The organism is Stackebrandtia nassauensis DSM 44728, from assembly GCF_000024545.1.
In the GTDB taxonomy this organism is placed as follows: Bacteria; Actinomycetota; Actinomycetes; order Mycobacteriales; family Micromonosporaceae; genus Stackebrandtia; species Stackebrandtia nassauensis.
Genome location: NC_013947.1, coordinates 1,854,555 through 1,875,967, shown reverse-complemented (window position 1 = coordinate 1,875,967; position 21,413 = coordinate 1,854,555). Strand labels below are relative to the sequence as shown.

The following is a 21,413-nucleotide window of genomic DNA, read 5'->3' as shown; positions in this document are numbered from 1 at the left end:
GGGAGCACCTGCCGGTGTTTCGGACGCTGGGGGTGGCCGTCATGATCCTGGGCGCGGTGCGGGCCGCCAACAACGTCGTGATTCCGTTGTGGGGCGCCCATATCGAGCTCGACGCGACCACGACCAGCCTGATCTTCGGCATCGCCGGTGCCGTGGAGATGCTGCTGTTCTACCCGGCGGGGTCAATCATGGACCGGTTCGGGCGCCGGGCGATCGCGCTGCCGTGCCTGGGGATCATGGCCGTGGCGCTGGCGTGGATGCCGTTCACCTCGGGGTTCGCGACGCTGCTGGCCGCGTCGATCCTGCTGGGGATCGGCAACGGGGTCGGCAGCGGCATCGTCATGACGCTGGGCGCGGACGCGGCTCCGGCGATCGGGCGGGCGGAGTTCCTGGGTGGCTGGCGGTTGTGCGTCGACCTGGGTTTCGCGATGGGGCCGGCGGTGATCGGCGGCGTCACCGCGGCGGCGAGTCTGGGTCCGGCGATCCTGGTCATGGCGGGATTGAGCGTCGCCGGGGCCGGGGCGATGGCGCGGTGGATACCGTCGCGCCGGTCAGACGGGGTTGCCAGGACGAGTGAGCCGGGCCATACTGAACACTTACAAGCCTGTAAGTACGAAAGGTCCGGCACCCCAATGTACACAGTGCACTCAAAATCCATCGACCCCCGAAAGAAGCGGCGGATTCGCCTGTGGGCGTTGACCCTCGGCGCGCTCGCGGTGCTCGTGGCGGTGATACTGCCGACGACTCCCGCGTTCGCCGATCCGCCAGCGGCGCTACCGGCGTCCGCTCCCGAGGCCGACGCCAAGTGGCAACCGGCGCTCGACTACGACAAGGACGGCTGCTACTCGACCCCGGCGATCGGGCCGGACGGGACACTGAACCCGGGGCTCAACAACTCCGGTGACCTCAACGGCAACTGCCGCGATCAGTCCGATCTGGACAACACCAACGCGTACTCGCGCTCCAAGTGCGACGACAGCGGTTGGTGCGCCTACCTGTACGACCTGTACTTCGAGAAGGACCAGGTGGTTCCGGGCGCGGACGCGTTCGGGCACCGGCACGACCTCGAACACATCGTCGTGTGGGTCAAGGACGACCAGGCCCAGTACGTGTCGACGTCGCAGCACGGCGACTACACCACTGACCCGAGCGACAAGGTCGCCTGGGAGGGAACGCATCCCAAGGTCGTCTACCACAAGGACGGCGGCAGCACCCACTGCTTCCGGCTGGGCGGTGACGACGAGGCTCCCGAGAACCACTACGGCGCCTGGCAGTACCCGGATCTGGTCGGCTGGGACAACTTCCCGTCCGGTATCCGCGACACGCTGGTGAACGCCGACTTCGGTTCCGCGAGTCTGGCCATCAAGGACGGTGCTTTCGAGGACAACCTCGACAAGGCCAAGCCTGACGGGATCGACTTCGACCCGCGCGCGTAGGACATCGAGCGGCCGGGCCCCTGTGGAGGATCATCCACGGGGGTCCGGCCTTCTCATGGTCGGGTTCGCAGCCCGTCCAGCATCAGACTGACATAGCGGCGGGTCGCGTCCAGTGTGTCCGTTCGGCCCGGGATCGGGCGCAGCACCAGTGCCAGCATCATCGCCACGTCGTCGACGTCGACGTCGTCGCGCATCCGACCCTGTTCCTGGGCCTGGCGCACGAGTCGGTCCAGGACGGCCATGATCTCGGAGCGGCGGTGTTGTTCGGCCTGGGATGCCTTGACCTTGCGCCAGCTGTCGGGGTACCAGGTGGACAGACAGCCGACCACCATCAGGTCGGGGGCGGCGTCGAGGATGAAGGTCGACAGCGCCGACCAGCCGTCGGTTTCGGCTTCGGCGCGTTGGGCGTGGGTCGTCACGGACGTGAAGGCGGCGGCCGCGCATGCCTCGATCAGCTGTTCCCGGCCGCCGAAACGCCGGTAGAGGGTTCCGACGCCCACCTCGGCGGCGCGGGCCAGCTCTTCCATGGGCATGTCGGGGCCGTGTTCGGGCAGGAGCCGCAGGGCGGTGGCCATGATCTGCTCGTGGTTGCGTTGCGCGTCAACGCGGAGGGTTTTGCCTGGTCCCCGGCCTGTCATCGGTCACCGTCCTGTCGTCGCCACCACATATGTGGAATCATACCGTCCGCTTCGCTACTATTAACGGAAGAACTTCTTCCGCTTTTGGAGGCGACATGAACATCACACCCATCCTGGACCGGCTGGAGCAGCCGTTCCCGACTCGCGCCGACCTGAAGACCCTGCGCGGTCTCTACCGCGCCTGGCGAACCCACGTCCCCTACGAGAACTTCGACCTGCAACTGGGACGCGACACACCACTGGACTCAGAGTTCCTTGTGGACAAGTTCGGGATCCGGCGCCGTGGCGGCACCTGTTTCCAGATGAACGGCACCCTGGCCCTGCTGCTGCGCGGGGTGGGTTTCGACGTGGACATCGTCGAGTCGGGAGTGCAGCGGGAAAAGCGCGGCGAGGACGTCTGGGGCAACCACATCGCGCTTTTGGTCCACGTGGACGGGAAACGCTGGCTGGCCGATGTCGGTATCGGGGACTCGTTCCTGGAACCGTTGCCGTTGACCGAGGGTACGCATCGGCAGGGCACACTCGACTATCGGCTGGAGCGGCTGAGCGACGGCGTCTGGCGCGCCCGTCACCATGCCGGGGGCTCGGTGAGTTCGTGGGACTTCCGGACCGTGCCGCGTGAGCTGTCCGAGTTCGCCGAGAACGCCCGTCATTCGACGCCCGTCATGCACAAGGTGCTGGTGGCCCAGCATCACCGCGACGGACACGAGCTGGCGTTGCGCAGCCGGGTCCTGACCGACACCGGCCCGGCCGGGAAGACGCGACGGGTGCTGGAGGACCTGGCGGACTTCACCGAGGCGTTGAAAGGGCTGGCCATAAGCGTCGACGATCTGGGTCCCGACAACGTGCGGCTGCTGTGGAACAAGACGGCCGAGCAGTACCAAGCCTGGCTGGACATCGAGAAACGGATCGGTGTCTGAGGGGCCGTCACACGGCTGCCAGGTTCTTGTCCGGCGCGTCGCGTTTGCCGCGCCACAGCGCGATCAGCGGGAACAACATCACCGACAGCAGTGCCGCTCCCTGGAGGGCGGCGGCGATGCTGTCGGTGATGACGCCCGAGTCCTTGCCGATGTCGGCGACCACGATGACCAGCGGCAGCTGGGTGGCGGCGAACAGCGACAGCCCGGCCCGTTCGCGGCGCTGCGGCACCACCCTGCGGTGCGTCACCCAGGTGACGACACCACGCGACAGCAGGAACAGCAGCAGGAACACCGGGATCAGCAGCATCGCGGTGACGCTGCCGAACAGCGCCACCACGTCGAAGCGGACGCCGGTCATGACGAAGAAGATCGGCACCAGCATGCCGAAGCCGATCGCGTCCAGTTTGGAGGCGACGACTTCGGCCTCTTGGTCGCTGATGCTGGAGATGACCCAACGGATGACCAGACCGGCGGTGAAGGCGCCCAGGACGATGTCGACGCCGATCTCGGCGGCGATCCACACCATCGACACGATCGCCAGCATCGACAGCCGCATCGCGAACTGGACGCTGGTGCCCAGAGTGTGCGACAGCAGTCGCGACACCCGTCCCGAGCGGGGCCGCATCATCAGCAACGCCACCCCCACCGCCACCAGCCCCACCAGCAGCAGCGCCGGGTTGGTCTCGTGGTTGCCGCCGCCGTACAGCACCGCGATCGCCACGATCGGGGCGAACTCGCCGATCGCGCCGACCGCCATCAGGTACTTGCCGACCGGCCGCTCCAGCATCCCGGCGTCGCGCACCATCGGCAGGATGGTGCCCAGCGCCGTGGTCGACACCGCCACCCCGATCAGCAGCGCCACCCAGAAGTTCAGCGAGACCGCCCAGGCCGCGCCGACGCCCAGCCCGATCGACATCAACCAGCCCAGGCTCGCCAGCCGCAGCGGGCGGCCCTGGATCGCGGCGAACTCGATCTCGTACCCGGCCAGGAAGAACAGCATCGCCAGGCCCAGTTCGGACAGGTCCTGCGCGATGCCCTTGTCCATGACCAGGTTCAGCACGGCCGGGCCCAGCATGATGCCGAACAGCATCTCGATGACCGGCAGCGGGATCGGGAACCGGTCCTTGAACCTGTCGCTGATGAGCGGCGCGATCACCGCAGCGGCGAACACCAGTACCGCGCCCAGCCACGTCTCGTCCGCAACGGCCCCCGCCATGGGCAAAGCTTATGGTTTTCGGACCAAGCGTGTTCGCGGTTTGTAGAAGCGGCGTCACAGACGGGAATGCGGCGGGCTACGGGTATGTTGGGCCGATCGTGAACCAGACTCGAGAGGAGACCTTCGTGGTCACCATGTACTCCACCCAGTGGTGCACATACTGCCGACGGCTCAAGAGCCAGATGGACCGGGAGGGCATCGAATACGAGGTCGTCGACATCGAGGACGACCCCAAGGCGGCGGACTACGTGATGAGCGTCAACGGCGGCAACCAGACGGTTCCGACGGTGACCTTCCCGGACGGTTCGGCGATGACCAACCCGACCATCGTCCAGGTTCGCGAGAAGCTGGCGGCGGTGGCCGACACGGCCGCTTAGTGCCGGATTCTCACCAGTCGCGGTGAAGGGGCAGATCCCAGGGCAGGAAGTTCCAGGGGCACTTGGGATCTGCCGCTAGTCTTTCGGCGGTGCGTTCCCGTTGCGCCTGGACCGGGTCGGGTTTCCCGTCCGAGACCGCCGCCGACCACAGCCGTCGGCCCTCCAGGTACCAGTGGTTCATCTCGGCCCAGCCGCTGTAGTGGCGCTGGACGTCGCGGGCCAGGGGCAGCATCGTGTCCCAGCAGTACTCCTCGTCGAACCAGCCGAGGATGAAACCCATGCGCTGCATCCACAGCGCCCGCGCGTAGTCCCAGGCGAGGTACTTGCCGGGGATCCCCGCTTGGGCGAACTGTTCGCGGTGGCCGTCGCGGGCCAGTGACTCGATCTGGGCGACCATGCCCTCGCGGTCGCGGATGCCCCAGTCGCGTTCCAGGGCCCGGCTGATGCCGGTGCGGCCCAGGCTCTTGAAGGGGCCGCTGAAGTCGCCCAGTTCGCCCAGCGGCATTCCCCAGTCGACGGTGAAGACGGCGCTGACGCCCTGGATCCACCACTGGACCGGGGTGAGTTTCGAGCCGTAGGTGAACACGCTCCACATGTCCGGGGACTCGAACAGCCGCAGCAGGTGTTCCTGGAAGTAGTACGCCTGCTGGGTCTCGGAGGTCTTGAACTCGGCGATGTGCTTCTTGAAGCCGGGTCCGTGGAAGGACAGCCGCACGTAGTCGCCGTGGTCGAAGCTGAACTGTTCCCGGCGGATCCGGTCGAAGGGTATGCGGTGTTTGCGGTAGCGGACCTGGCGCTGCCGGAAGTCGATGACGAAACCGGGATTGGCGAAGGTGAGTCCGAAAAGGACGAACATGAGGACGCTGAGGCCCAGGGCGGTCAGCATGACGGTGCTGGAGGCGACGAACACGGTGACGCCGGTGGCGATCAGGCCGAGCAGACCCAGGGCCAGCGGCGCCATGGCCGAGGTGGACCACCGGCTGAACAGGCTGTTTATCCGCAGCACGCTGTTGGGGTGGTCGAAGTGGAAGTCACCGTCGGCGAAGGTGCCCTTGACGGACTTCTCGAGTTCCTCTATCTGGTTGGCCACGGCTGCCGGTCCCTTTCACGAGAGCGCCCGCCAACCTAGCAGCGTTGCGGCGTGGGGTCTAGCTGGTGCGAGAGGCAGCGGGACGGCTCACACCGTCAGGCGCGCAGCTGGGCGAGTTCGTCCTCGGTCAGCAGCCGGGACCGGATGAGGAACCGCACCCCCTCGGGGGCTTCGAGCGAGAAACCGGCGCCCCGGCCGGGCACCACGTCGATGGTGAGGTGGGTGTGGCTCCAGTACTGGTACTGCGCGACCGTCATCCACACCGGCACCGGTTCGTCGAGGCCGGGCACGTCAAGGTCGCCCAGGTGGTGGTCGGCGTCGCCGAGGTTCAACTCCCCCAACGGATAGCACATCGGCGAGCTGCCGTCGCAGCAGCCGCCGGACTGGTGGAACATCAACCGTCCATGCCGGACGGTCAGTTCGCGCAGCAGCCGCGCCGCCGCCTCGGTCAGATCCACTTGGCGAAGCGTCATGGCTCCTCCGGTCGATAAGCGTCGGCGGCACCCGCCGGTGGGTTGAGCGGGCACCGCCGACGCGCCTGTCGCGGGCTAGAAGAAGCCCTGCGCCTTCGGTGAATAGTTGACGAGCAGGTTCTTGGTCTGCTGGTAGTGCTCCAGCATCATCTTGTGGTTCTCGCGGCCGATGCCCGACTGCTTGTAGCCGCCGAACGCGGCGTGCGCCGGGTAGGCGTGGAAGCAGTTCGTCCACACCCGACCGGCCTGGATGTCGCGTCCGGCACGGTAGGCGGTGGCGATGTCGCGCGACCACACCCCGGCGCCGAGGCCGTAGAGGGTGTCGTTGGCGATCTTGATCGCGTCGTCGTAGTCGTCGAACCGGGTCACCGACACGACGGGGCCGAAGATCTCCTCCTGGAAGACGCGCATCTTGTTGTTGCCCTCGAAGATGGTCGGCTGGACGTAGAAACCCTGGGACAGCTCGCCGCCGAGGTCGTTGGGTTCGCCGCCGCACAGGACCCTGGCGCCCTCCTTGCGGCCGATGTCGATATAGGACAGTATCTTCTCGTACTGGTCGTTGCTGGCCTGGGCGCCGATCATGGTGTCGGTGTCGAGCGGGTTTCCCTGCGTGATCCTCGAGGTGCGTTCCACCGCGTCGGACACGAAGCCGTCGTAGATCCGCGACTGGATCAGCGCCCGCGACGGGCAGGTGCACACCTCGCCCTGGTTGAGGGCGAACATCGCGAAGCCCTCCAGGGCCTTGTCATAGAAGTCGTCGTGGGCGGCGGCGACGTCGGTGAAGAAGATGTTGGGGCTCTTGCCGCCCAGCTCCAGGGTCACCGGGCGCAGGTGCTGGCTGGCGTACTGCATGATGAGCCGTCCGGTGGTGGTCTCACCGGTGAAGGCCACCTTCGCGACCCGGGGGCTGGACGCCAGCGGTTTGCCGGCCTCGACGCCGAAACCGTTGACGATGTTGACCACGCCCGGCGGCAGCAGGTCGGCGATCAGTCCGATGAGCAGGTGGATCGACGCGGGGGTCTGTTCGGCGGGTTTGAGGACGACCGCGTTGCCCGCCGCCAGCGCGGGGGCCAGTTTCCAGGTGGCCATCAGCAGCGGGAAGTTCCACGGGATGATCTGGCCGACGACGCCCAGCGGTTCATGGAAGTGGTAGGCGACGGTGTCGGCGTCGATCTCGGAGATGCCGCCCTCCTGGGCCCGGATCGCGCCCGCGAAGTAGCGCCAGTGGTCGATGGCCAGCGGCAGGTCGGCGGCCAGCGTCTCGCGGACCGGCTTGCCGTTGTCCCAGGTCTCGGCGATCGCCAGCATTTCCAGGTTCTGCTCGATCCGGTCGGCGACGCGGTTGAGCAGCACCGCGCGTTCGGCTGCGGAGGTCTTGCCCCAGGCGACGCTCGCGCCGTGCGCGGCGTCCAGCGCCCGTTCGACGTCGGCGGCGGTGCCACGGGCGATCTCGGTGAAGGACGCTCCGGTCACCGGGGTCGGGTTGTCGAAGTACTCCCCGTTGGCGGGCGGCACGTACTCGCCGCCGATGAAGTGGTCGTACCGGGACGCGTAGGCCACCGCGCTTCCACTCGTGCCGGGTGCCGCGTATGTCGTCATGTCTCACCCTCCTGGAGATGGAACGGACTGCTCAGGCCGTCACGGTATGACCACGAACGTTGCATCGACGTTGCGTCGGGTGTCCGACTCCGATTACCGTTGCGCGCGTAGCGGACTATTCTCAAACTGCGTGGGTGCCGTGACGTGCGCCGTCGGCACCAGGACCGACCGGGAGGCCGCCATGAGCCGAGATCCCCTCGCCCACACCCTCGTCCCCGACCCCGTGGCCTACGCCCGGCGCATGCGGCGGCTGCGCGACGACATGCTCGCCGGGACAGTCTCGGGTGACGCGCCCCGGGACCTGATCACGGCCTCATGGCGGCGCAGCCTGACCGCTCGGGTCGATCCGGACGCCGACGGGCCGGTGGTGGTGTACGCCGACGGCGCCGTCGACTACCGGCGGGAACATCCGCTGGCGGCGTGTCTGCCGCTGCTGCGGCACACGTTGCTGTCCATCGCCGAGGAGGCGATGCACGTCATGATCGTCACCGACGCGGACGGGACGATGCTGTGGCGGGAGGGGCACGCGTCGGTGCAGTTGCGGGCCGACCGGGTGGGGTTGAGCCCGGGCACCTCGTGGGCGGAGGCGTCGATCGGCACCAACGCCATGGGCACGACGCTGGCCATCGACCGGCCGGTGCAGATCTACTCGGCCGAGCACCTGGTCAGCACGTATCACGACTGGACCTGCGCGGCGGCTCCGGTGCACGACCCCGACACCGGCGAGATCCTTGGCGCCGTGGACATCTCGGGGCCGCTGCACACGATCCACCCGGCGACGGTGGCGCTGGTGTCGGCGGCGGCGCGGCTGGCCGAGTCCCGGCTGGCCGAACTGGCCGACGAGCGGGACCGCCGGTTCGCGCGGCGGCACCAGTCGCGGCTGGGCGACCGTCCCGGGGCGCTGTTGACGGCCACCGGCCGGGTGCTGGCGGCCACCGCCACCGGGCTGCCCGAGCGCGTCGATCCCGGCGAGTCCCGGCTGGGTGGGCGCCGGGTGTGGGTGGAGCCGCTGGACGAGGGCTATCTGCTGCGGCTGGAGAACGGTCCGGTGACGCGGACGGCGGCCTCACCCCGGTTGCGGCTGCGGGTGCTGGGTGAGGAGCAGCCGACGGTGGAGGTGGCCGGGCGGGTGCTGCCGCTGCCGCGTCGGCACGCCGAGATCCTGACGGTGCTGGCGATGCACCCGGCCGGACTGACGGCGGGACAGCTGGCCTTCCACCTGTACGGCGACGACGGGAACCCGGTGACGGTGCGCACCGAGATCCACCGGCTGCGCGCGCATCTGGGGCAGCGGGTGCTGGTCACCAAGCCGTACCGGCTGGCCGCCGACGCGGACGTGGACTTCCTGACCGTGGACCGGTCGCTGCGGCACGGTGACGTCGGCGCCGCGGTGGCGAGCTTCCGGGGCGGGCTGTTGCCGTACTCGGAGGCGCCCGCCATCCGCGCCGCCCGGGAGGAGCAGCTGGCCGCGCTGCGCGGCGCGGTGCTGGCACGTCCGGACGTCGATCTGTTGTGGAGTGTCATCCGGTTCCCGCCGTGTGACGGGGATCTGGGGCTGTTGGAGGCGTTGTGCGAGCACACGCCGCGCAGCGACGCCCGGCACCACTGGGCGCTGGCCCGGCTGGCGGCCGTCGACGACGGGGACTGACGGTTCACGCCTCGGCGACGGTCACTTTAGGCGCGGCGGGACTGGTGAGCTTGCGGCCGCCGAACATGTAGGCACCCGCGATCGTCATCAGCACGGCCATGACCACCAGGATGATCCGATAGTCCACTATGGTTACCAATAGCGCGCCGGTGGCCAGAGAGGCCAGCTGCGGCACCGCGTAACACAGGTCGCAGGCGGCCGAGACCCTGCCGATCAGCTCGTGCGGGGAACGCTTCTGGATCAGGGTGTTGTCGGCGACCATCACCACCGGGATCGCCAAGCCGCCCAGCACCGCGGCGGCCAGCACGCCCGGCAGGGTGGGCACCGCCCACACCGCGAAGGTCACCGCCAGCCCAAACAGGCCGACGGCCTCGGCGGCCAGTTCGCCGACCTTCTTGACGAACCGGGCCGCGAAGACGCCGCCGGTCAGGCCGCCGACGCCCATGACGGTGACGATGACCGAGATGAACGCGGGTTCCATGCCCAGGCCCTTGTCGTTGAGGGCGAAGCCGATGACCTCGATGGCGCCCAGTCCGGCCGCGGCGATGAACAGACCGGTGATCGCCCGCCGCAGCGCGCCCTCGGCGGCGATGAACCGGAATCCGGCGGTCATCTCGGTGATCCAGTGCGAGCGTCGCGGTTCGCGTGTGGACTGTCGCACCTTGAGCAGGGCGATGGCGCCCGCCGCGACCAGGAAGCTGGCCGCGTCGATGAGCGCGACGGCGAATCCGCCCAGCGCCAGGTAGATTCCGGCGCCCGCGATCGGGCCGACGAGCCGCAGGCCCTGTTTGACGGTCTGGGTGGCGCCGTTGGCCTCCACGAACAGGTCCTCGGGCAACAGCAGTTTGAGCAGGCCGTTGAGGGCGGGCGAGTCGAGGATCGATCCGAGGCCGAGCAGCACCGCCACCAGGTAGATCAGCCACACCGTGTCGGGGCCGGACACGAAGGCCAGTGGCAGCAGCACCACGGCGTTGCCGATGTTGGCCCAGATCAGGAACGGCCGGAACTTCACCCGGTCGACGAGCATGCCCGCCAACGGCGCCAGCAGGATCGGAGCGCCCAGGAAGAACATCGTCAGCCCGGCGGCGCCGTCGGAGCCGGTGAGGTCCTTGACCCAGATACCCAGGGTGAGGAACAGCAGGGTGTCGCCGATGATGCTGGCGGAGGTGCCGATGAACAGCAGTCGGTAGTCGGGGCGCTTGAGGACGGTCAGCATGAGGGGTGTCCTTAGTGGGCTATTCCTCGGTCTCGAGGTTCTTGGCGGGGATGCCCCAGGCGATAAGACGGACCGGACGGGAGCCTGTCGGGCGGGTCTCGGGCTCGAAGTGGCGCCGCACCTGCCGCAGGTACAGCTCGGCGACCTGCTCGCTGAGTTCCTCGAGTTCGTCGGCGGTGAGCCACAGAATCGACTGGGTGGTGAAGGCGACGTCGCGCCAGCGGTCGGAGTCGGTGTGGCGGGTGGCGCGCCAGGTGCGCAGTTCGTCGACCTCGTGTTCCAGCTGGATCGCGCTGGCGGTGGCGGCGGCCTCGGCGACCTCGGGGGCGTCATCGCTGTAGCCGTAGGAACTTCCCGAGGGCACGAAGCGCCAGATCCGCTGTCGTCCGGTGCCACCTTCGGCCTCCTCGATGAATCCGCCCGCCGCCAGCTGCCGCAGGTGCCAGGAGCAGTTGGCGGGGCTGTGGCCGACGCGCTCGGCCAGTTCGGTGGCGGTGGCGGGACCGTGCACTCCCAGCAGTTCCAGCAACCGCAGCCGCAGCGGGTGGGCCAGCGCTCGCAGCGAGGTCGCGTCCCGGAGCTGGCGCTGCGGCCAGTTCTCGGGGTGCTCCGCCGATGGGGTGCTGGAATCCTCCGTCATGTGTCGAAGCATATCTTTCGAAAGACTTCTTTTCAAGCTGGGGCGCGAAAAAGCCGCCCACATCGGGTGAGCGTCCGTTGGATGCGGACTCGCCGATGTGGGCGGTGCTTGTGCGTGTGTCGCTAGTTGTTGTCGCGCATGGCCATGACCCGGCGCCGCTGCGCCAGCACCAGCGCGATCACACCGGCCAGCGCGAGCACGACGCCCGCGATCAGCGGTGTGGTGAGGCTGGAGCCGGTCACCGGCAGTTCGTCGTCGCCGCCGGGGCTGGAGGTGCCGTCGCCGGGGGTCGCCGACCCACTGTCCGAGGGGGACGGTGACTCGCTGGGGTTCTCGCCGCCCTTGCCGGGGCAGGTGTGGGTCAGGTTGAACTTGGCGTCTTCGCCGACACCGGTGACCTCGGCGGTGGCGCCGGTCAGCGTCCAGCCCGCGGGCGTGATGATGTACGCCTTGGAGGTTCCGGATTCGACGATGCCACCGTTGTCGTCGGTGTTGTAGGTGTGCTCGACGCCCTCGGTGTCCTCGAAGGTGGCCGTCACCAAGACGAACTTGCCCTTGTCGCCGTGGTCGGAGGGAAGGACGAACACCCAGCCGTCCTGGTCGTCGGCGATGTCGTCGGGTACCTGATCGCAGCTGTGGTCGCCGTGGCCTTCGGCCGTGGTGGGGACATTGCCCGGATTGATGTCAATCGTCACCTCGGTCGCCTGGGCCGCACTCGGGGCGCCGATGATCGCGACGGCGAGCGCCACCGGAACAAGGCGACGCAGCATGGATTTGGGGGACAACACAATTCTCCTGGGATTGAGGAATCTGGGGTTGCCGGGATATTGGGGCACTTGAGGTCGCCAGGCTACCAGCGGAGACATGTGCATGTGCGATAACAATTATCGGCTTTTCGGTTACGGCTCACCGAAAACCGGTGACTACCGGTGACAGTGCGTGTGTTCTAACGGCGGGGTTGGGGCGCGGTTCAGCTCTCGGTCAGCCAGCGTTCCATGAGGAAGCGGGCGATCGAGATGGACGGCGGCACCCGCAACGGTGCGGTCTCGCCCGACAGGGCGGCGCGCAGTTCGGCGCGGTCGAACCAGCGGGCCGCGGCGATCTCGGCGGGTTCGACGACGATGTCCTGGGCCGGGTCGGCGACGGCCTCGAAGGCCAGCATCAGCGAACGGGGGTAGGGCCACGGTTGGCTGGCCACATAGGTCAGGCCGTCGATGTCGACGCCGACCTCCTCGGCCACCTCCCGGTGGCAGGCGGCCTCAGCGGATTCGCCGGGTTCCACGAAACCGGCCACACACGAGAACCGGTCGGCGGGCCAGCCCTTGCCGTTGGCCAGCAGCACCCGGTCGGCGCCGTCGGTGATGATGACCATGACGGCCGGATCGGTGCGGGGCCAGGAGACCTTGTCCCCCGCGCGCCGCGACCAGCCGCCTTCGTCCACTTCGGTGAGTTCACCGGTGGCGGCGTGGAAGGTGTGGTCGGCGTGCCAGCGCACCAGGGCGACGGCCTCGGTGAGCACCCCGACGTCGAAATCGGACAGCAGTGGCCCGGCCTCGCGCAGGCCCATGCCCGCCTCGACCGGCGCGGCCACCGCGAAATAGGGCTGCTTCTCGCCGCCCAGGTACAGCCGGTCCCCGTCGGGTGCCGCGTCCGGTTCGGTGTAGACCAGTTCCGGGGGTTCGCCGGTGACCGCGACATTGCCGCTCGCGGGGTCGACGACCAGTACCTTGGCGCGCGTCCACGCCTCGTCCAGCCAGGCCGGATCCGCGCGTCGATGGGCGGCGCGATCAAGCACCGCCCTCGACAGCTGCGGTCTCATCTGGCGCCCTCCACGTGGGTCAGTCCCTCCAGTGGGGCCTTGACGTGCGCGGCGTCGCCGAGTACGACCGTGACGGCCTTGGCGGGGGCGAAGATGTCGGCGGCGACCCGCTGGACGTCCTCAATGGTCACACTCGCCAGCCGGTTGGCGTGCTCCAGCAGCCAGTCGGGACGCAGGTCCCAGCCCGCGAACGACGAGGCCAGCGACGCCAGACCCGACTGGGTGGCGGTGCCCAGCCGCAGCGTGCCCAGCGCGTAGCGGCGGGCCTGCTCCAGTTCGTCCTCGGTGGGCGGGGTCGCGGCGATGCGGCCCAGCTCGTACCAGACCTCCCACAGCGCCGGGGCCGTCACCTCGGTGGCGACGTCGGCGGAGATGACCACGGCGCTTCCGGCCAGCGCGTGGTCGACGGCCGAACGCGGCGAATAGCTGTAGCCCTTGTTCTCGCGGACGTTGGCCACCAGCCGCGACGAGAAGTACCCGCCGTAGATCAGGTTGGCCAGCTGCTGGGCGGCGTTGTCGTCGTGGACGCGCGGCAACGCGGTCAGCGCCACCCGGATCGAGGACTGCACCGAATCCGGACGGTCCACAAAGGTGACCGGCCCGGCGGTCAACGGCGCCACCGGTTCCAGACTGCGCGGCTCGGAGTGCCCGTTCCAGTCGGCCAGCGCCGCCGCCCCGGCGTCCAGCGCCTGTTCGGCGGGCAGGTCACCGACGATGACCAGGGTGGCCCCGGCCGGGTGGATGCGTCCGGCGTGCAGGTCCAGCAGCTGCTGCGGCGTGATCGCGCCGACGTCCTCGGGCTCGGGGGTCTGCACCGCGTACGGGTGCGCGCCGTACATGCGCTTCAGCAGCGCCACCTGCACCAGGTGGCCGGGCTGCTGCCGGGCCACGTTGATGTGGTCGGCCAACCGCTCGCGCTCGACGTCGACCTGGTCCTCGGGATAGGTGGCGCCGTGCAGCACCTCCGACATGGTGGCCAGCAGCCTGGGCAGTCCGTCGACGAGAGCGTTGCCCGCCAACAGGAACCGGTCGGGGTCGACCGAGGCCGACAGCCCGCCGCCCACCGACTGCAACTCGGCGGCGATGTCGACGATGGACTTGTCGGCGGTGCCGGACATGATGGTCTGCGCCATCACCGAGGACACGGCGACGTCGGCCTCGGCGAACGGCAGTCGCAGCCGCACCTCCACCAGCGGCACCGAGGGCCTGCGGATCGCCAGGATCGTCAGGCCGTTGTCCAGGACGCGCTCGTGACAGTCCGGCAGCGTGAATTCGGTGGCCGGAGCCAGATCGGGAACTGTGTGGACGGTCACTGCTGAGCCCCTCCTGCGATGACTTCGACGACGGCGCGACGCTGCGGCGTGAGCAGGGACGCGGCCTGGGTGATCTCGGCGGCGGTGACCTCACCGAGCAGTCTGGGCAGCTGCCGGGCCACGTCGGCGTCGCCGTGCAGCGCGGCGGCGGTGCCCAGCCGCAGCACCCGGTTCATGACCGAGTCGTCCTCGCGCAGCACGTGGGTGGCGATGCGGGCCTTGACCCGCTCCAGCTCGCCCTCGGCGAGACCGTCGGACGCCAGCCGCCGCAACTCCTCGTCCACAGTAGCCAGAACCCGTTCGGGTTCGCCGCCGGGCGGCAGGTGCGCCTGGAACAGCAGCGCCGTGGGGTCGCGCACCGCGAACGGCTCCCCCATGAACCCGACGTACCCGCCCAGGCTCGTGGCAGTGCGGTCCTTCTGGATCATGCGCTCCACCAACCGCGACGCGTCGCCGTCGGTCAACAGCTCGGCGAGCACCACGTACGGCAGGTAGCCCTTGGTGTCCTTCACCGGATCGGGAACCCGCCAGGCGGCGGCGATCGCGGGCAACGGGGCCCGCGGGTCGGTGTAGGCGTGGCGGCGCTCGGACGTCAGGTCCGGCTCCCCGATCCCGGGGTGCGCGGGCGCGGGGCGGCCGGGCACGTCGGCGAAGTGCCGCTCGATCATCGCGGTGGCCTCGGCGACGTCGAAGTCACCGGCGACGGTCAGCACGGCGTTGCCCGCGGTGTAATAGGTGTCGAAGAACGACTGCGCGTCGGCGACGGTCGCGGCCTCCAGATCGGCGAACGACCCGTAGCCGTCGTGGGCGTTGGGGAAGGTATCGAACATCACCGGCGGCAGCTTCAGCCACGGGAAACCGCCGTAGGGGCGGTTGAGGACGTTGACCCGGATCTCCTCCTTGACCACGTCGACCTGGTTGGCGAGGTTCTCCTCGGTGATGGCCGGGCCGCGCATCCGGTCGGCCTCCAGGAACAGCGCCCGTTCCAGGGCGTTGGAGGGAAGCATCTCGTAGTAGTCGGTGTAGTCCAGGTGGGTGGAGCCGTTGAGGGTGCCGCCGGAGCCCTGCACGTAGCTCATGTGCTCCATCTTCGCCACGTTCGCCGAGCCCTGGAACATCAGGTGCTCGAAGAGGTGCGCGAAGCCGGTGCGGCCCTGCGGTTCCAGTCTGATGCCGATGTCGTAGACCACGGCGACGGCCACCACCGGGACCCCCCGGTCCGGGCTGAGTACCACCCTCAGTCCGTTGGACAGCCGATACTGTTCGACGGGAAACGCGGCGGCGCGAATGTCCACCTGCTGGGGAGAAGTCACGCAGCGAACCCTATCTCGGCTGCTAAGTCGTGCTCAGCGTGGCCTCAGCCAGGTTAAGCCCGCCTTCAGCGCTCCCCGTCTACGGTCAAAAGTGGGGAGGAGGTTGGTGGCCCCGGGGCTTGGCGACCTTGTTCACAATCGGTTGCGACCGGTCCGCCGGGCTGGATAGCCTGCGTGTTGTGACCACCCGAGTGCGTGCCCTGACCTGCCGCGACGCCATGCGCGTCGCGATGCCGGGCATGCCCGCGTGCTGTCGAATGTGTGCCAGCTGAGGGCCACCATTCCTTCGCCGCGCCCCGAAGCGGCTCCCTCATGCCATCGCAAGATGAGGCACGACTGTGATATCTCTGTCCAAAGTATCTAAACGTTTCGGTTCGACGCGGGCTGTCGATGACGTGAGTCTTGACGTGCCCGCGGCCACGATCCACGGCGTTCTCGGCCGTTCCGGTGCCGGGAAGTCGACGCTGTTGCGGGTGGTGAACCTGCTGGAGCCTCCCGACTCGGGGACCGTGACGGTCGCCGGGCGAGACCTGGGGACGCTCACGCCCGCCGGACTGCGGGATGCGAGAGCCCGCATCGGGATGGTGTTCCAGCACTTCCACCTGTTGCACAACCGGACGGTCGCCGCGAACGTGGAGCTGCCGCTGAAGCTGCACCGCGTCGAGCGGGGCGAGCGGCAGCGGCGGGTCGCGGAGTTGCTGGAGCTGGTGGGCCTGTCCGATCAGGCGCGCAAGTTCCCGGCGCAGCTGTCGGGTGGTCAGCGGCAGCGGGTGGCCATCGCCCGGGCACTGGCCCTGCGTCCCGACGTGTTGTTGTCGGACGAGGCGACCAGTGCCCTGGACCCGGGCACGACCGTGGAGATCCTCGACCTGTTCGTGAAGCTGCGCGACACGCTGGGGTTGACGATCCTGCTCATCACGCATGAGCTGGACGTCATCACGCGGATCTGCGACTCGGCCTCGGTGATGCGCGACGGCAAGGTCGTCGAGCACGGGCCAGTGGCGGAGCTGCTGGCCACACCGGGTTCGGACCTGGCCGATCAGGCGTTCCGGCTGGCCGCACCGGGCGAGGGCGGCGGGATCAACGTCGAGGTGACGTTCACCGGTTCGGCCGTGGGCGAGCCGGTGCTGGCCGCGTTGGTGCGGCACTTCGATGTGGACGCTTCCATCACCGACGCCTCGGTGCACACCGTGGCGCAGGGAACCGTTGGGCGGCTGCGGTTGCGGCTGCCCCAGTCAGCAGCCAGCGAGAAAGCCGCCGCCTGGCTTTCCGAGCAGGGATACGGGGTGCGTCGGATATGACCGAGGATCTCATCGTCGCCACGATCGAGACCGTCCAGATGGTCGGCGCCTCGATCTTCTGGACCATCCTGTTCGGACTCCCACTGGGAGTGGTGCTGTACGCCAGTGGGCCGCAGGGCACCCGGCCGCGGCCGGCGACGCACCGCGTCCTGGGCGTGATCGTCAACATCGGACGGTCGGCGCCGTTCGTGATCCTGATGGTCGCGATCACGCCGTTCACCCGGCTGCTGGTGGGCACGACGATCGGCAGCGCGGCGGCGATCGTGCCGCTGGCGGTGGCCGCGATCCCGTTCTTCGCCAGGCTGGTGGAGTCGGCGCTGGTGTCGGTGGACCCGGGCCTGATCGAGGCCGCGGACTCCATGGGCGCCACCCATTCCGGGATCGTGCGCCGGGTGCTGATCCCCGAGGCCATGCCGGGCCTGATCCGGGGGTTGACCGTGACCCTGGTGGCTGTGACCGGGTACTCGGCGATGGCCGGGGCGATCGGTGGCGGTGGCCTGGGTGACCTGGCGATCCGCTACGGCTACCAGCGTTACCGCACCGACTACATGATCGCCACGGTGGTGCTGCTGGTGGTGCTGGTGCAGATCTTCCAGTTCATCGGCGACCGGACGGCCCGCCGCCTCGACCACCGCTGATCCCCACGGGGCCCGGCCGCTTTCCGCGACGTCCGACATTAATTTGACTAAATCGATCGAATAAGGAGAGAACAATGAAACGCACGATAGCCACGACGGTGATAGCCGGGGCCCTGGCCGCGACGTCGTTGACCGCCTGCGCGGGCAGCTCCGACACGCTCGTCGTCGGCGCCTCCCCGACCCCGCACGGTGAGCTGCTGGAGTACATCGACGACAACCTCGCCGACAAAGAGGGCCTGTCGATCGAGGTCAAGGAGTTCACCGACTACAGCCAGCCCAACCCGGCGCTGGCCAACGGCGACATCAACGCGAACTTCTTCCAGCATGTGCCGTTCCTGGAGGACTACAACTCCGCCGAGGACGCGAACCTGGTGTCGGTAGCCGAGGTGTTCACCGAGCCGCTGGGCGGGTACTCCAGCTCCATCAAGGACGTCAAGGACCTGAAGGACGGTTCCGAGGTGTCCATCCCCAACGACGCCACCAACGGCGGCCGGGCGCTGCACCTGTTGGAGGCCAACGGTTTGCTGAAGCTCAAGAAGGGCGCGGGCCTGGAGGCCACCGAGTCGGACATCGCCGAGAACCCGAAGGACCTGAAGATCGTCCCGCTGGAGGCCGCGCAGCTGCCGCGTTCGCTGGACGATGTGGACTTCGCGGTCATCAACGGCAACTTCGCGCTGGAGGCCGACCTCAAGCCCAAGAAGGACGCGCTGATCCTGGAGGACGGCAAGGACAACCCGTACGCCAACGTCCTGGTGGTGCGCGAGGAGGACAAGGACGACGAGCAGGTCAAGAAACTGGCCAAGCTGTTGAACTCCGACGAGGTCAAGAAGTACCTGGCGAAGAAGTTCCCGAACTCGATCCCGGCGTTCTAGGCGGGGCTCGGCACGGCCGGGGCTGTCACCACGGCCCCGGCCAACTTCATGTCGTTTTTCCGCCAGCCGTGGGCCGGACGCGGTCGTAGCGTTGCGGGTATGACTTCGACTTACACGATCGCGGCGATCGCGCCGCACATCCTGGAGCGGCTGCGCGAACTCGACGACGCCGGGAACCCGCCGGAGGAACACGTCGATCCCGAGCAGCCGTTGCGCTGCTGCCTGCGGCGCAGTCGCGACGGCGAGCGGTTGTTCCTCGTGTCCTACTCGCCGCTGCGGCACTGGGCGGCCGAGACCGGCGCCAAGCCCGGGCCGTACCTGGAGTTCGGGCCGGTGTTCATCCACGCCGAGGACTGCGGCGGCCCGGCCGAGCCCGGCGTGCCGACCGGCATGCTGGGGCAGCGGCGGGTGTGCCGCGCCTACAACGCCGAGGGACGCATCATCGGCGGCGTGTACGTCGAGGACGACAACCCCACGGTGACGTCCATTGAGGATACGCTGGCGAAGCAGTTCGCCGACCCGGCAACGGCGCTGGTGCACGTGCGGGCCGTCGAGTACGGCTGCTTCCTCTACGAGGTCCGACGGGCCTGACGAGAAGCGCCGTCAGCCGCGTCGGGCTTCGGCGGCACCCAGTCGCACGTACAGCTCGTGGGCGCGGTGGGCGTACTCGTCGGCGCGTTCGCCCTGGGCCCGGTGCGCGGCGGCGATGCCGTCCAGCGCCCGGGCCTTCTCGTACAGGCAGCTGATGCGTTGCGCGTTGACCAGCGCCTCGTGGTGGAACTCCAGCGCCCAGTCGGGACGGCCCGCGGCGGTGTAGGTGATTCCGGCGTTGTTGAGGGCCTCGGACTTGTACTCGTTGCGGGGCGAGCGCAGCATCACCGGCAGCGCCTGCCGGTGCAGGTCCAGTGCCTCGGCCGGGTCGCCGAGGACGCCGTTGATGAGGCCGAGCCGGGTCTTGGCCCAGGCGGCGGCGCTGTCGTCGCCGATGTCGCTGAACTCGCCCACCGAGCGTTCGGCGTGCGAGGCGGCCTTCTCCAGGTCCCCGTCGCGGAACAGCGCCCGGGCGAGTTCACTGTGGGCGTCGGGTTCGATGAGCCGCACCTTGTGCCGCCGGTACAGCGACAGCGACCGCTCCAGCAGCCGGATCGCCTGCGCGTTGTTGCCGCGCAACAGATCCACGATGCCGAGGTTCTCGGTGGCGATGGCCTCGCTGACGTGGTTGTTGAGGCTCTGGCTCATGGTCAGGGCGACGCTGGCGTACTCGTAGGCCCGCAGGTACCGGCCGACGGTGATGTTGACGCCGGTGAGGACACCCAGGACGGTGGCCTGGCTGTCGCGGTCGCGCAGTTCCTGCGACACGGCCAGGGCGTGCTGGAAGTGCCGGTGCGCCTCGTCCACTTTGGCGGCGTCCCAGCAGGCGTAGCCCAGGTTCAGCGACAGCCGGACCTCGATCTTGCGGTCGCCGGCGCTGCGGGCGGCGTCCAGCGCCACCGCCGTGACGTCCATCCATTCCTCGATGTACCCGTGCACCGAGAAGTACCGGAACAGGTCGGAGGCCAGGTGGGCGGCCGGTCCCGGGTTGCCGTTCCCGGCTCCCTGCCGGATCGCGCCCAGCAGGCTCGGGTACCGGAAGTCCAGCCACTCCAGGGCCTCGGCGGCGTCGGCGAACTCCGGCGGCCGTACCTCGCCGGTCTCGGCGCGGACCGAGGTGCCGAAGGCGACGGCGTTGGCGCGGGAGGTGGCGGGCACGTACCAGTCCAGCAGCCGACGCAGGTCGTCGCGCGGGGAATCGTTGTGCCCCGGTTGTTCGCGGGCGAACGCGCGCACCAGGTCGTGGCCGCGCCAGCCGCCGGGCCCGACGGTCTCGATGAGCCCGGTCGCGGCCAGTTCGTCCAGCAGTCGCGCGGTCTCGTCGACGGGCAGGTTCGCCATCACGGCCAGGTCGGTGGTGCCCGCGGTGGCGGCCGGGAAACCGCCCACGACCCGCAGCAGCCGCTGCTGTCGCGGCCCCAGCCGCCGGTACACCTCCTCCAGGACCGTCCCCAGTGCCGCTTTCGGTTCGGTGGCCGGGCGCAGCGCCACGTCGGGGATCCCGGCGACCATTCGCAGCGCCAGCGGCAGCCGGGCGCACTGTTCGGCGAGTTCGGCACTGCGCCGCCCCGAGGGCAGCAGCGCGACGGCCTGGTCGGTGCCGGGTACGCCCAGTTCCAGGGAATCGATGTCCGGCAACGGTTCCCGGCTGGTCACGATGACCAGGCTCGAACCGGTGACCGGCAACAGTGGATCGACCTGCTCGGTGTCGCGGGCGTTGTCCAGTACGACCAGGACGCGGCGCTGCCGCAGCAGGCTCAGGTACAGCCGGGAACGTCGGTCCAGATCGGAGGGGATCTCGTCGGTGGGAACGCCCAGCGCCCGCAGCGCCCGGTCCAGGATCTGCGAGGGCCGCAACGGTTCCCCGACCGGTCCGCCGCGAAGGTCCACGAACAACTGTCCGTCGCGGAACCCGGCGGCGACGCCGTGCGCCCACCGCAGCACCAGCGTCGTCTTGCCGACCCCGGCCAGGCCGTGCACCCCGATGACCGGCCCGGACGCGCGAGCGTCCAGTTCGGCCAGTTCGGTCTCGCGGCCGACGAAGTCACTCGGCGCGGGCGGCAGCTGCCGGGGCGCGGGCCAGGTGGGTTCGTCGTCCCCCGACAGCGCCGGATCGTCGCACAGCAGGCGTCGGTGCAGCTCGGTCAGCTGCGGTTCCAACGGAATCCCGCGCTGCCGGGCCTTGCGGAACATGGACAGCGCTTCGACGGTGCGCCCGGCGCGGTGCCTGTCCAGCATCCACTGCCCGAGCTCACTGACTACCGGCTCGGTGTCACCCGACCCCGATGACTCTCCCACTCCCCCATCCAACCA

Annotated in this window: 20 protein-coding genes; 8 read left to right on the top strand and 12 right to left on the bottom strand. The window is 69.0% G+C overall.

What is annotated here, in order from left to right:
• Window positions 1–41 precede the first annotated feature (41 nt).
• A complete protein-coding gene (locus SNAS_RS33880) occupies window positions 42–1,436 on the top strand; it encodes an MFS transporter (protein WP_425281038.1) in 1,395 nt (464 codons plus the stop codon).
• 53 nt (window positions 1,437–1,489) lie between these two features.
• On the opposite strand, the gene SNAS_RS08810 is transcribed toward SNAS_RS33880, so the two are convergent.
• Window positions 1,490–2,011 carry a TetR/AcrR family transcriptional regulator gene (locus SNAS_RS08810; RefSeq protein WP_169313867.1) on the bottom strand — a complete coding sequence of 174 codons (522 nt, stop codon included), beginning with the start codon at window positions 2,009–2,011 and terminating at the stop codon, window positions 1,490–1,492.
• A 158-nt stretch (window positions 2,012–2,169) separates the two neighbouring features.
• On the opposite strand from SNAS_RS08810, the gene SNAS_RS08805 reads away from it, so the two are divergent.
• Window positions 2,170–2,994 carry an arylamine N-acetyltransferase family protein gene (locus SNAS_RS08805; protein ID WP_013017055.1) on the top strand — a complete coding sequence of 275 codons (825 nt, stop codon included), beginning with the start codon at window positions 2,170–2,172 and terminating at the stop codon, window positions 2,992–2,994.
• A gap of 7 nt (window positions 2,995–3,001) precedes the next feature.
• Here SNAS_RS08805 and SNAS_RS08800 read toward each other — a convergent pair whose 3' ends face one another.
• Window positions 3,002–4,210: a cation:proton antiporter gene (locus SNAS_RS08800; protein WP_013017054.1), complete on the bottom strand. Its 1,209-nt coding sequence runs from the start codon at window positions 4,208–4,210 to the stop codon at window positions 3,002–3,004.
• 125 nt (window positions 4,211–4,335) lie between these two features.
• Here SNAS_RS08800 and SNAS_RS08795 point away from each other — a divergent pair, with 125 nt between their 5' ends.
• Entirely contained in the window at window positions 4,336–4,587 is a 252-nt protein-coding gene (locus tag SNAS_RS08795) for a mycoredoxin (protein ID WP_013017053.1), read from the top strand.
• A gap of 10 nt (window positions 4,588–4,597) precedes the next feature.
• On the opposite strand, the gene SNAS_RS08790 is transcribed toward SNAS_RS08795, so the two are convergent.
• From SNAS_RS08790 to adh, 3 genes are all read right to left on the bottom strand, one after another.
• Window positions 4,598–5,677, bottom strand: a complete 1,080-nt coding sequence (locus tag SNAS_RS08790; RefSeq protein ID WP_013017052.1) for a DUF1266 domain-containing protein — start codon at window positions 5,675–5,677, stop codon at window positions 4,598–4,600.
• Between the two features lie 95 nt (window positions 5,678–5,772).
• On the bottom strand, window positions 5,773–6,150 hold the full coding sequence (locus SNAS_RS08785) for a DUF779 domain-containing protein (protein WP_013017051.1): 378 nt from the start codon (window positions 6,148–6,150) through the stop codon (window positions 5,773–5,775).
• Window positions 6,151–6,225: 75 nt separating this feature from the next.
• Entirely contained in the window at window positions 6,226–7,749 is a 1,524-nt protein-coding gene (adh, locus tag SNAS_RS08780) for an aldehyde dehydrogenase (RefSeq protein ID WP_013017050.1), read from the bottom strand.
• Window positions 7,750–7,930: 181 nt separating this feature from the next.
• On the opposite strand from adh, the gene SNAS_RS08775 reads away from it, so the two are divergent.
• A complete protein-coding gene (locus SNAS_RS08775) occupies window positions 7,931–9,397 on the top strand; it encodes a GAF domain-containing protein (RefSeq protein WP_013017049.1) in 1,467 nt (488 codons plus the stop codon).
• 4 nt (window positions 9,398–9,401) lie between these two features.
• On the opposite strand, the gene SNAS_RS08770 is transcribed toward SNAS_RS08775, so the two are convergent.
• The 6 genes from SNAS_RS08770 to SNAS_RS08745 form a co-directional block, all read right to left on the bottom strand.
• Complete coding sequence (locus SNAS_RS08770; RefSeq protein WP_013017048.1) at window positions 9,402–10,613, bottom strand: MFS transporter; 1,212 nt, start codon at window positions 10,611–10,613, stop codon at window positions 9,402–9,404.
• Between the two features lie 19 nt (window positions 10,614–10,632).
• Complete coding sequence (locus tag SNAS_RS08765) at window positions 10,633–11,253, bottom strand: winged helix-turn-helix domain-containing protein (RefSeq protein WP_013017047.1); 621 nt, start codon at window positions 11,251–11,253, stop codon at window positions 10,633–10,635.
• A 122-nt stretch (window positions 11,254–11,375) separates the two neighbouring features.
• A complete protein-coding gene (locus SNAS_RS08760) occupies window positions 11,376–12,038 on the bottom strand; it encodes an LPXTG cell wall anchor domain-containing protein (RefSeq protein WP_169313866.1) in 663 nt (220 codons plus the stop codon).
• A gap of 185 nt (window positions 12,039–12,223) precedes the next feature.
• On the bottom strand, window positions 12,224–13,072 hold the full coding sequence (nudC, locus tag SNAS_RS08755) for an NAD(+) diphosphatase (RefSeq protein ID WP_013017045.1): 849 nt from the start codon (window positions 13,070–13,072) through the stop codon (window positions 12,224–12,226).
• Window positions 13,069–14,385 (bottom strand): M16 family metallopeptidase, encoded by a 1,317-nt coding sequence (locus tag SNAS_RS08750; protein WP_013017044.1) that lies wholly within the window; start codon window positions 14,383–14,385, stop codon window positions 13,069–13,071. Before SNAS_RS08750 ends, nudC begins: the two co-directional genes overlap by 4 nt.
• Entirely contained in the window at window positions 14,382–15,698 is a 1,317-nt protein-coding gene (locus SNAS_RS08745) for a M16 family metallopeptidase (protein WP_013017043.1), read from the bottom strand. The genes SNAS_RS08750 and SNAS_RS08745 overlap by 4 nt, the downstream gene beginning before the upstream one ends.
• 395 nt (window positions 15,699–16,093) lie before the next feature.
• Between SNAS_RS08745 and SNAS_RS08740 the strand changes: the two genes are divergently transcribed.
• The 4 genes from SNAS_RS08740 to SNAS_RS08725 all read left to right on the top strand — a co-directional run bounded on the left by SNAS_RS08740 (window position 16,094) and on the right by SNAS_RS08725 (window position 19,100).
• Window positions 16,094–16,999 (top strand): methionine ABC transporter ATP-binding protein, encoded by a 906-nt coding sequence (locus tag SNAS_RS08740; protein ID WP_211207347.1) that lies wholly within the window; start codon window positions 16,094–16,096, stop codon window positions 16,997–16,999.
• Window positions 16,996–17,637, top strand: coding sequence for a methionine ABC transporter permease (locus SNAS_RS08735; RefSeq protein ID WP_013017041.1), 642 nt, complete (start codon window positions 16,996–16,998; stop codon window positions 17,635–17,637). The genes SNAS_RS08740 and SNAS_RS08735 overlap by 4 nt, the downstream gene beginning before the upstream one ends.
• A gap of 74 nt (window positions 17,638–17,711) precedes the next feature.
• The gene (locus SNAS_RS08730) at window positions 17,712–18,509 is read left to right on the top strand and encodes a MetQ/NlpA family ABC transporter substrate-binding protein (RefSeq protein WP_013017040.1); all 798 of its coding nucleotides are present in this window, start codon (window positions 17,712–17,714) and stop codon (window positions 18,507–18,509) included.
• A 99-nt stretch (window positions 18,510–18,608) separates the two neighbouring features.
• On the top strand, window positions 18,609–19,100 hold the full coding sequence (locus tag SNAS_RS08725; RefSeq protein ID WP_013017039.1) for a DUF1203 domain-containing protein: 492 nt from the start codon (window positions 18,609–18,611) through the stop codon (window positions 19,098–19,100).
• Window positions 19,101–19,112: 12 nt separating this feature from the next.
• Here the strand turns inward: SNAS_RS08725 and SNAS_RS08720 are convergent, their stop codons facing one another.
• On the bottom strand, window positions 19,113–21,398 hold the full coding sequence (locus tag SNAS_RS08720) for a tetratricopeptide repeat protein (RefSeq protein ID WP_144300439.1): 2,286 nt from the start codon (window positions 21,396–21,398) through the stop codon (window positions 19,113–19,115).
• Window positions 21,399–21,413 lie beyond the last annotated feature (15 nt).

Bases quoted from the DNA above. Each gene is read 5' to 3' on its own strand.
- SNAS_RS33880 (WP_425281038.1), top strand. From the start codon at position 42: ATGATCCTGGGCGCGGTGCGGGCCGCCAACAACGTCGTGATTCCGTTG.
- SNAS_RS08810 (WP_169313867.1), bottom strand. From the start codon at position 2,011: ATGGCCACCGCCCTGCGGCTCCTGCCCGAACACGGCCCCGACATGCCC.
- SNAS_RS08805 (WP_013017055.1), top strand. From the start codon at position 2,170: ATGAACATCACACCCATCCTGGACCGGCTGGAGCAGCCGTTCCCGACT.
- SNAS_RS08800 (WP_013017054.1), bottom strand. From the start codon at position 4,210: ATGGCGGGGGCCGTTGCGGACGAGACGTGGCTGGGCGCGGTACTGGTG.
- SNAS_RS08785 (WP_013017051.1), bottom strand. From the start codon at position 6,150: ATGACGCTTCGCCAAGTGGATCTGACCGAGGCGGCGGCGCGGCTGCTG.
- adh (WP_013017050.1), bottom strand. From the start codon at position 7,749: ATGACGACATACGCGGCACCCGGCACGAGTGGAAGCGCGGTGGCCTAC.
- SNAS_RS08775 (WP_013017049.1), top strand. From the start codon at position 7,931: ATGAGCCGAGATCCCCTCGCCCACACCCTCGTCCCCGACCCCGTGGCC.
- SNAS_RS08770 (WP_013017048.1), bottom strand. From the start codon at position 10,613: ATGCTGACCGTCCTCAAGCGCCCCGACTACCGACTGCTGTTCATCGGC.
- SNAS_RS08765 (WP_013017047.1), bottom strand. From the start codon at position 11,253: ATGACGGAGGATTCCAGCACCCCATCGGCGGAGCACCCCGAGAACTGG.
- nudC (WP_013017045.1), bottom strand. From the start codon at position 13,072: ATGAGACCGCAGCTGTCGAGGGCGGTGCTTGATCGCGCCGCCCATCGA.
- SNAS_RS08735 (WP_013017041.1), top strand. From the start codon at position 16,996: ATGACCGAGGATCTCATCGTCGCCACGATCGAGACCGTCCAGATGGTC.
- SNAS_RS08730 (WP_013017040.1), top strand. From the start codon at position 17,712: ATGAAACGCACGATAGCCACGACGGTGATAGCCGGGGCCCTGGCCGCG.
- SNAS_RS08725 (WP_013017039.1), top strand. From the start codon at position 18,609: ATGACTTCGACTTACACGATCGCGGCGATCGCGCCGCACATCCTGGAG.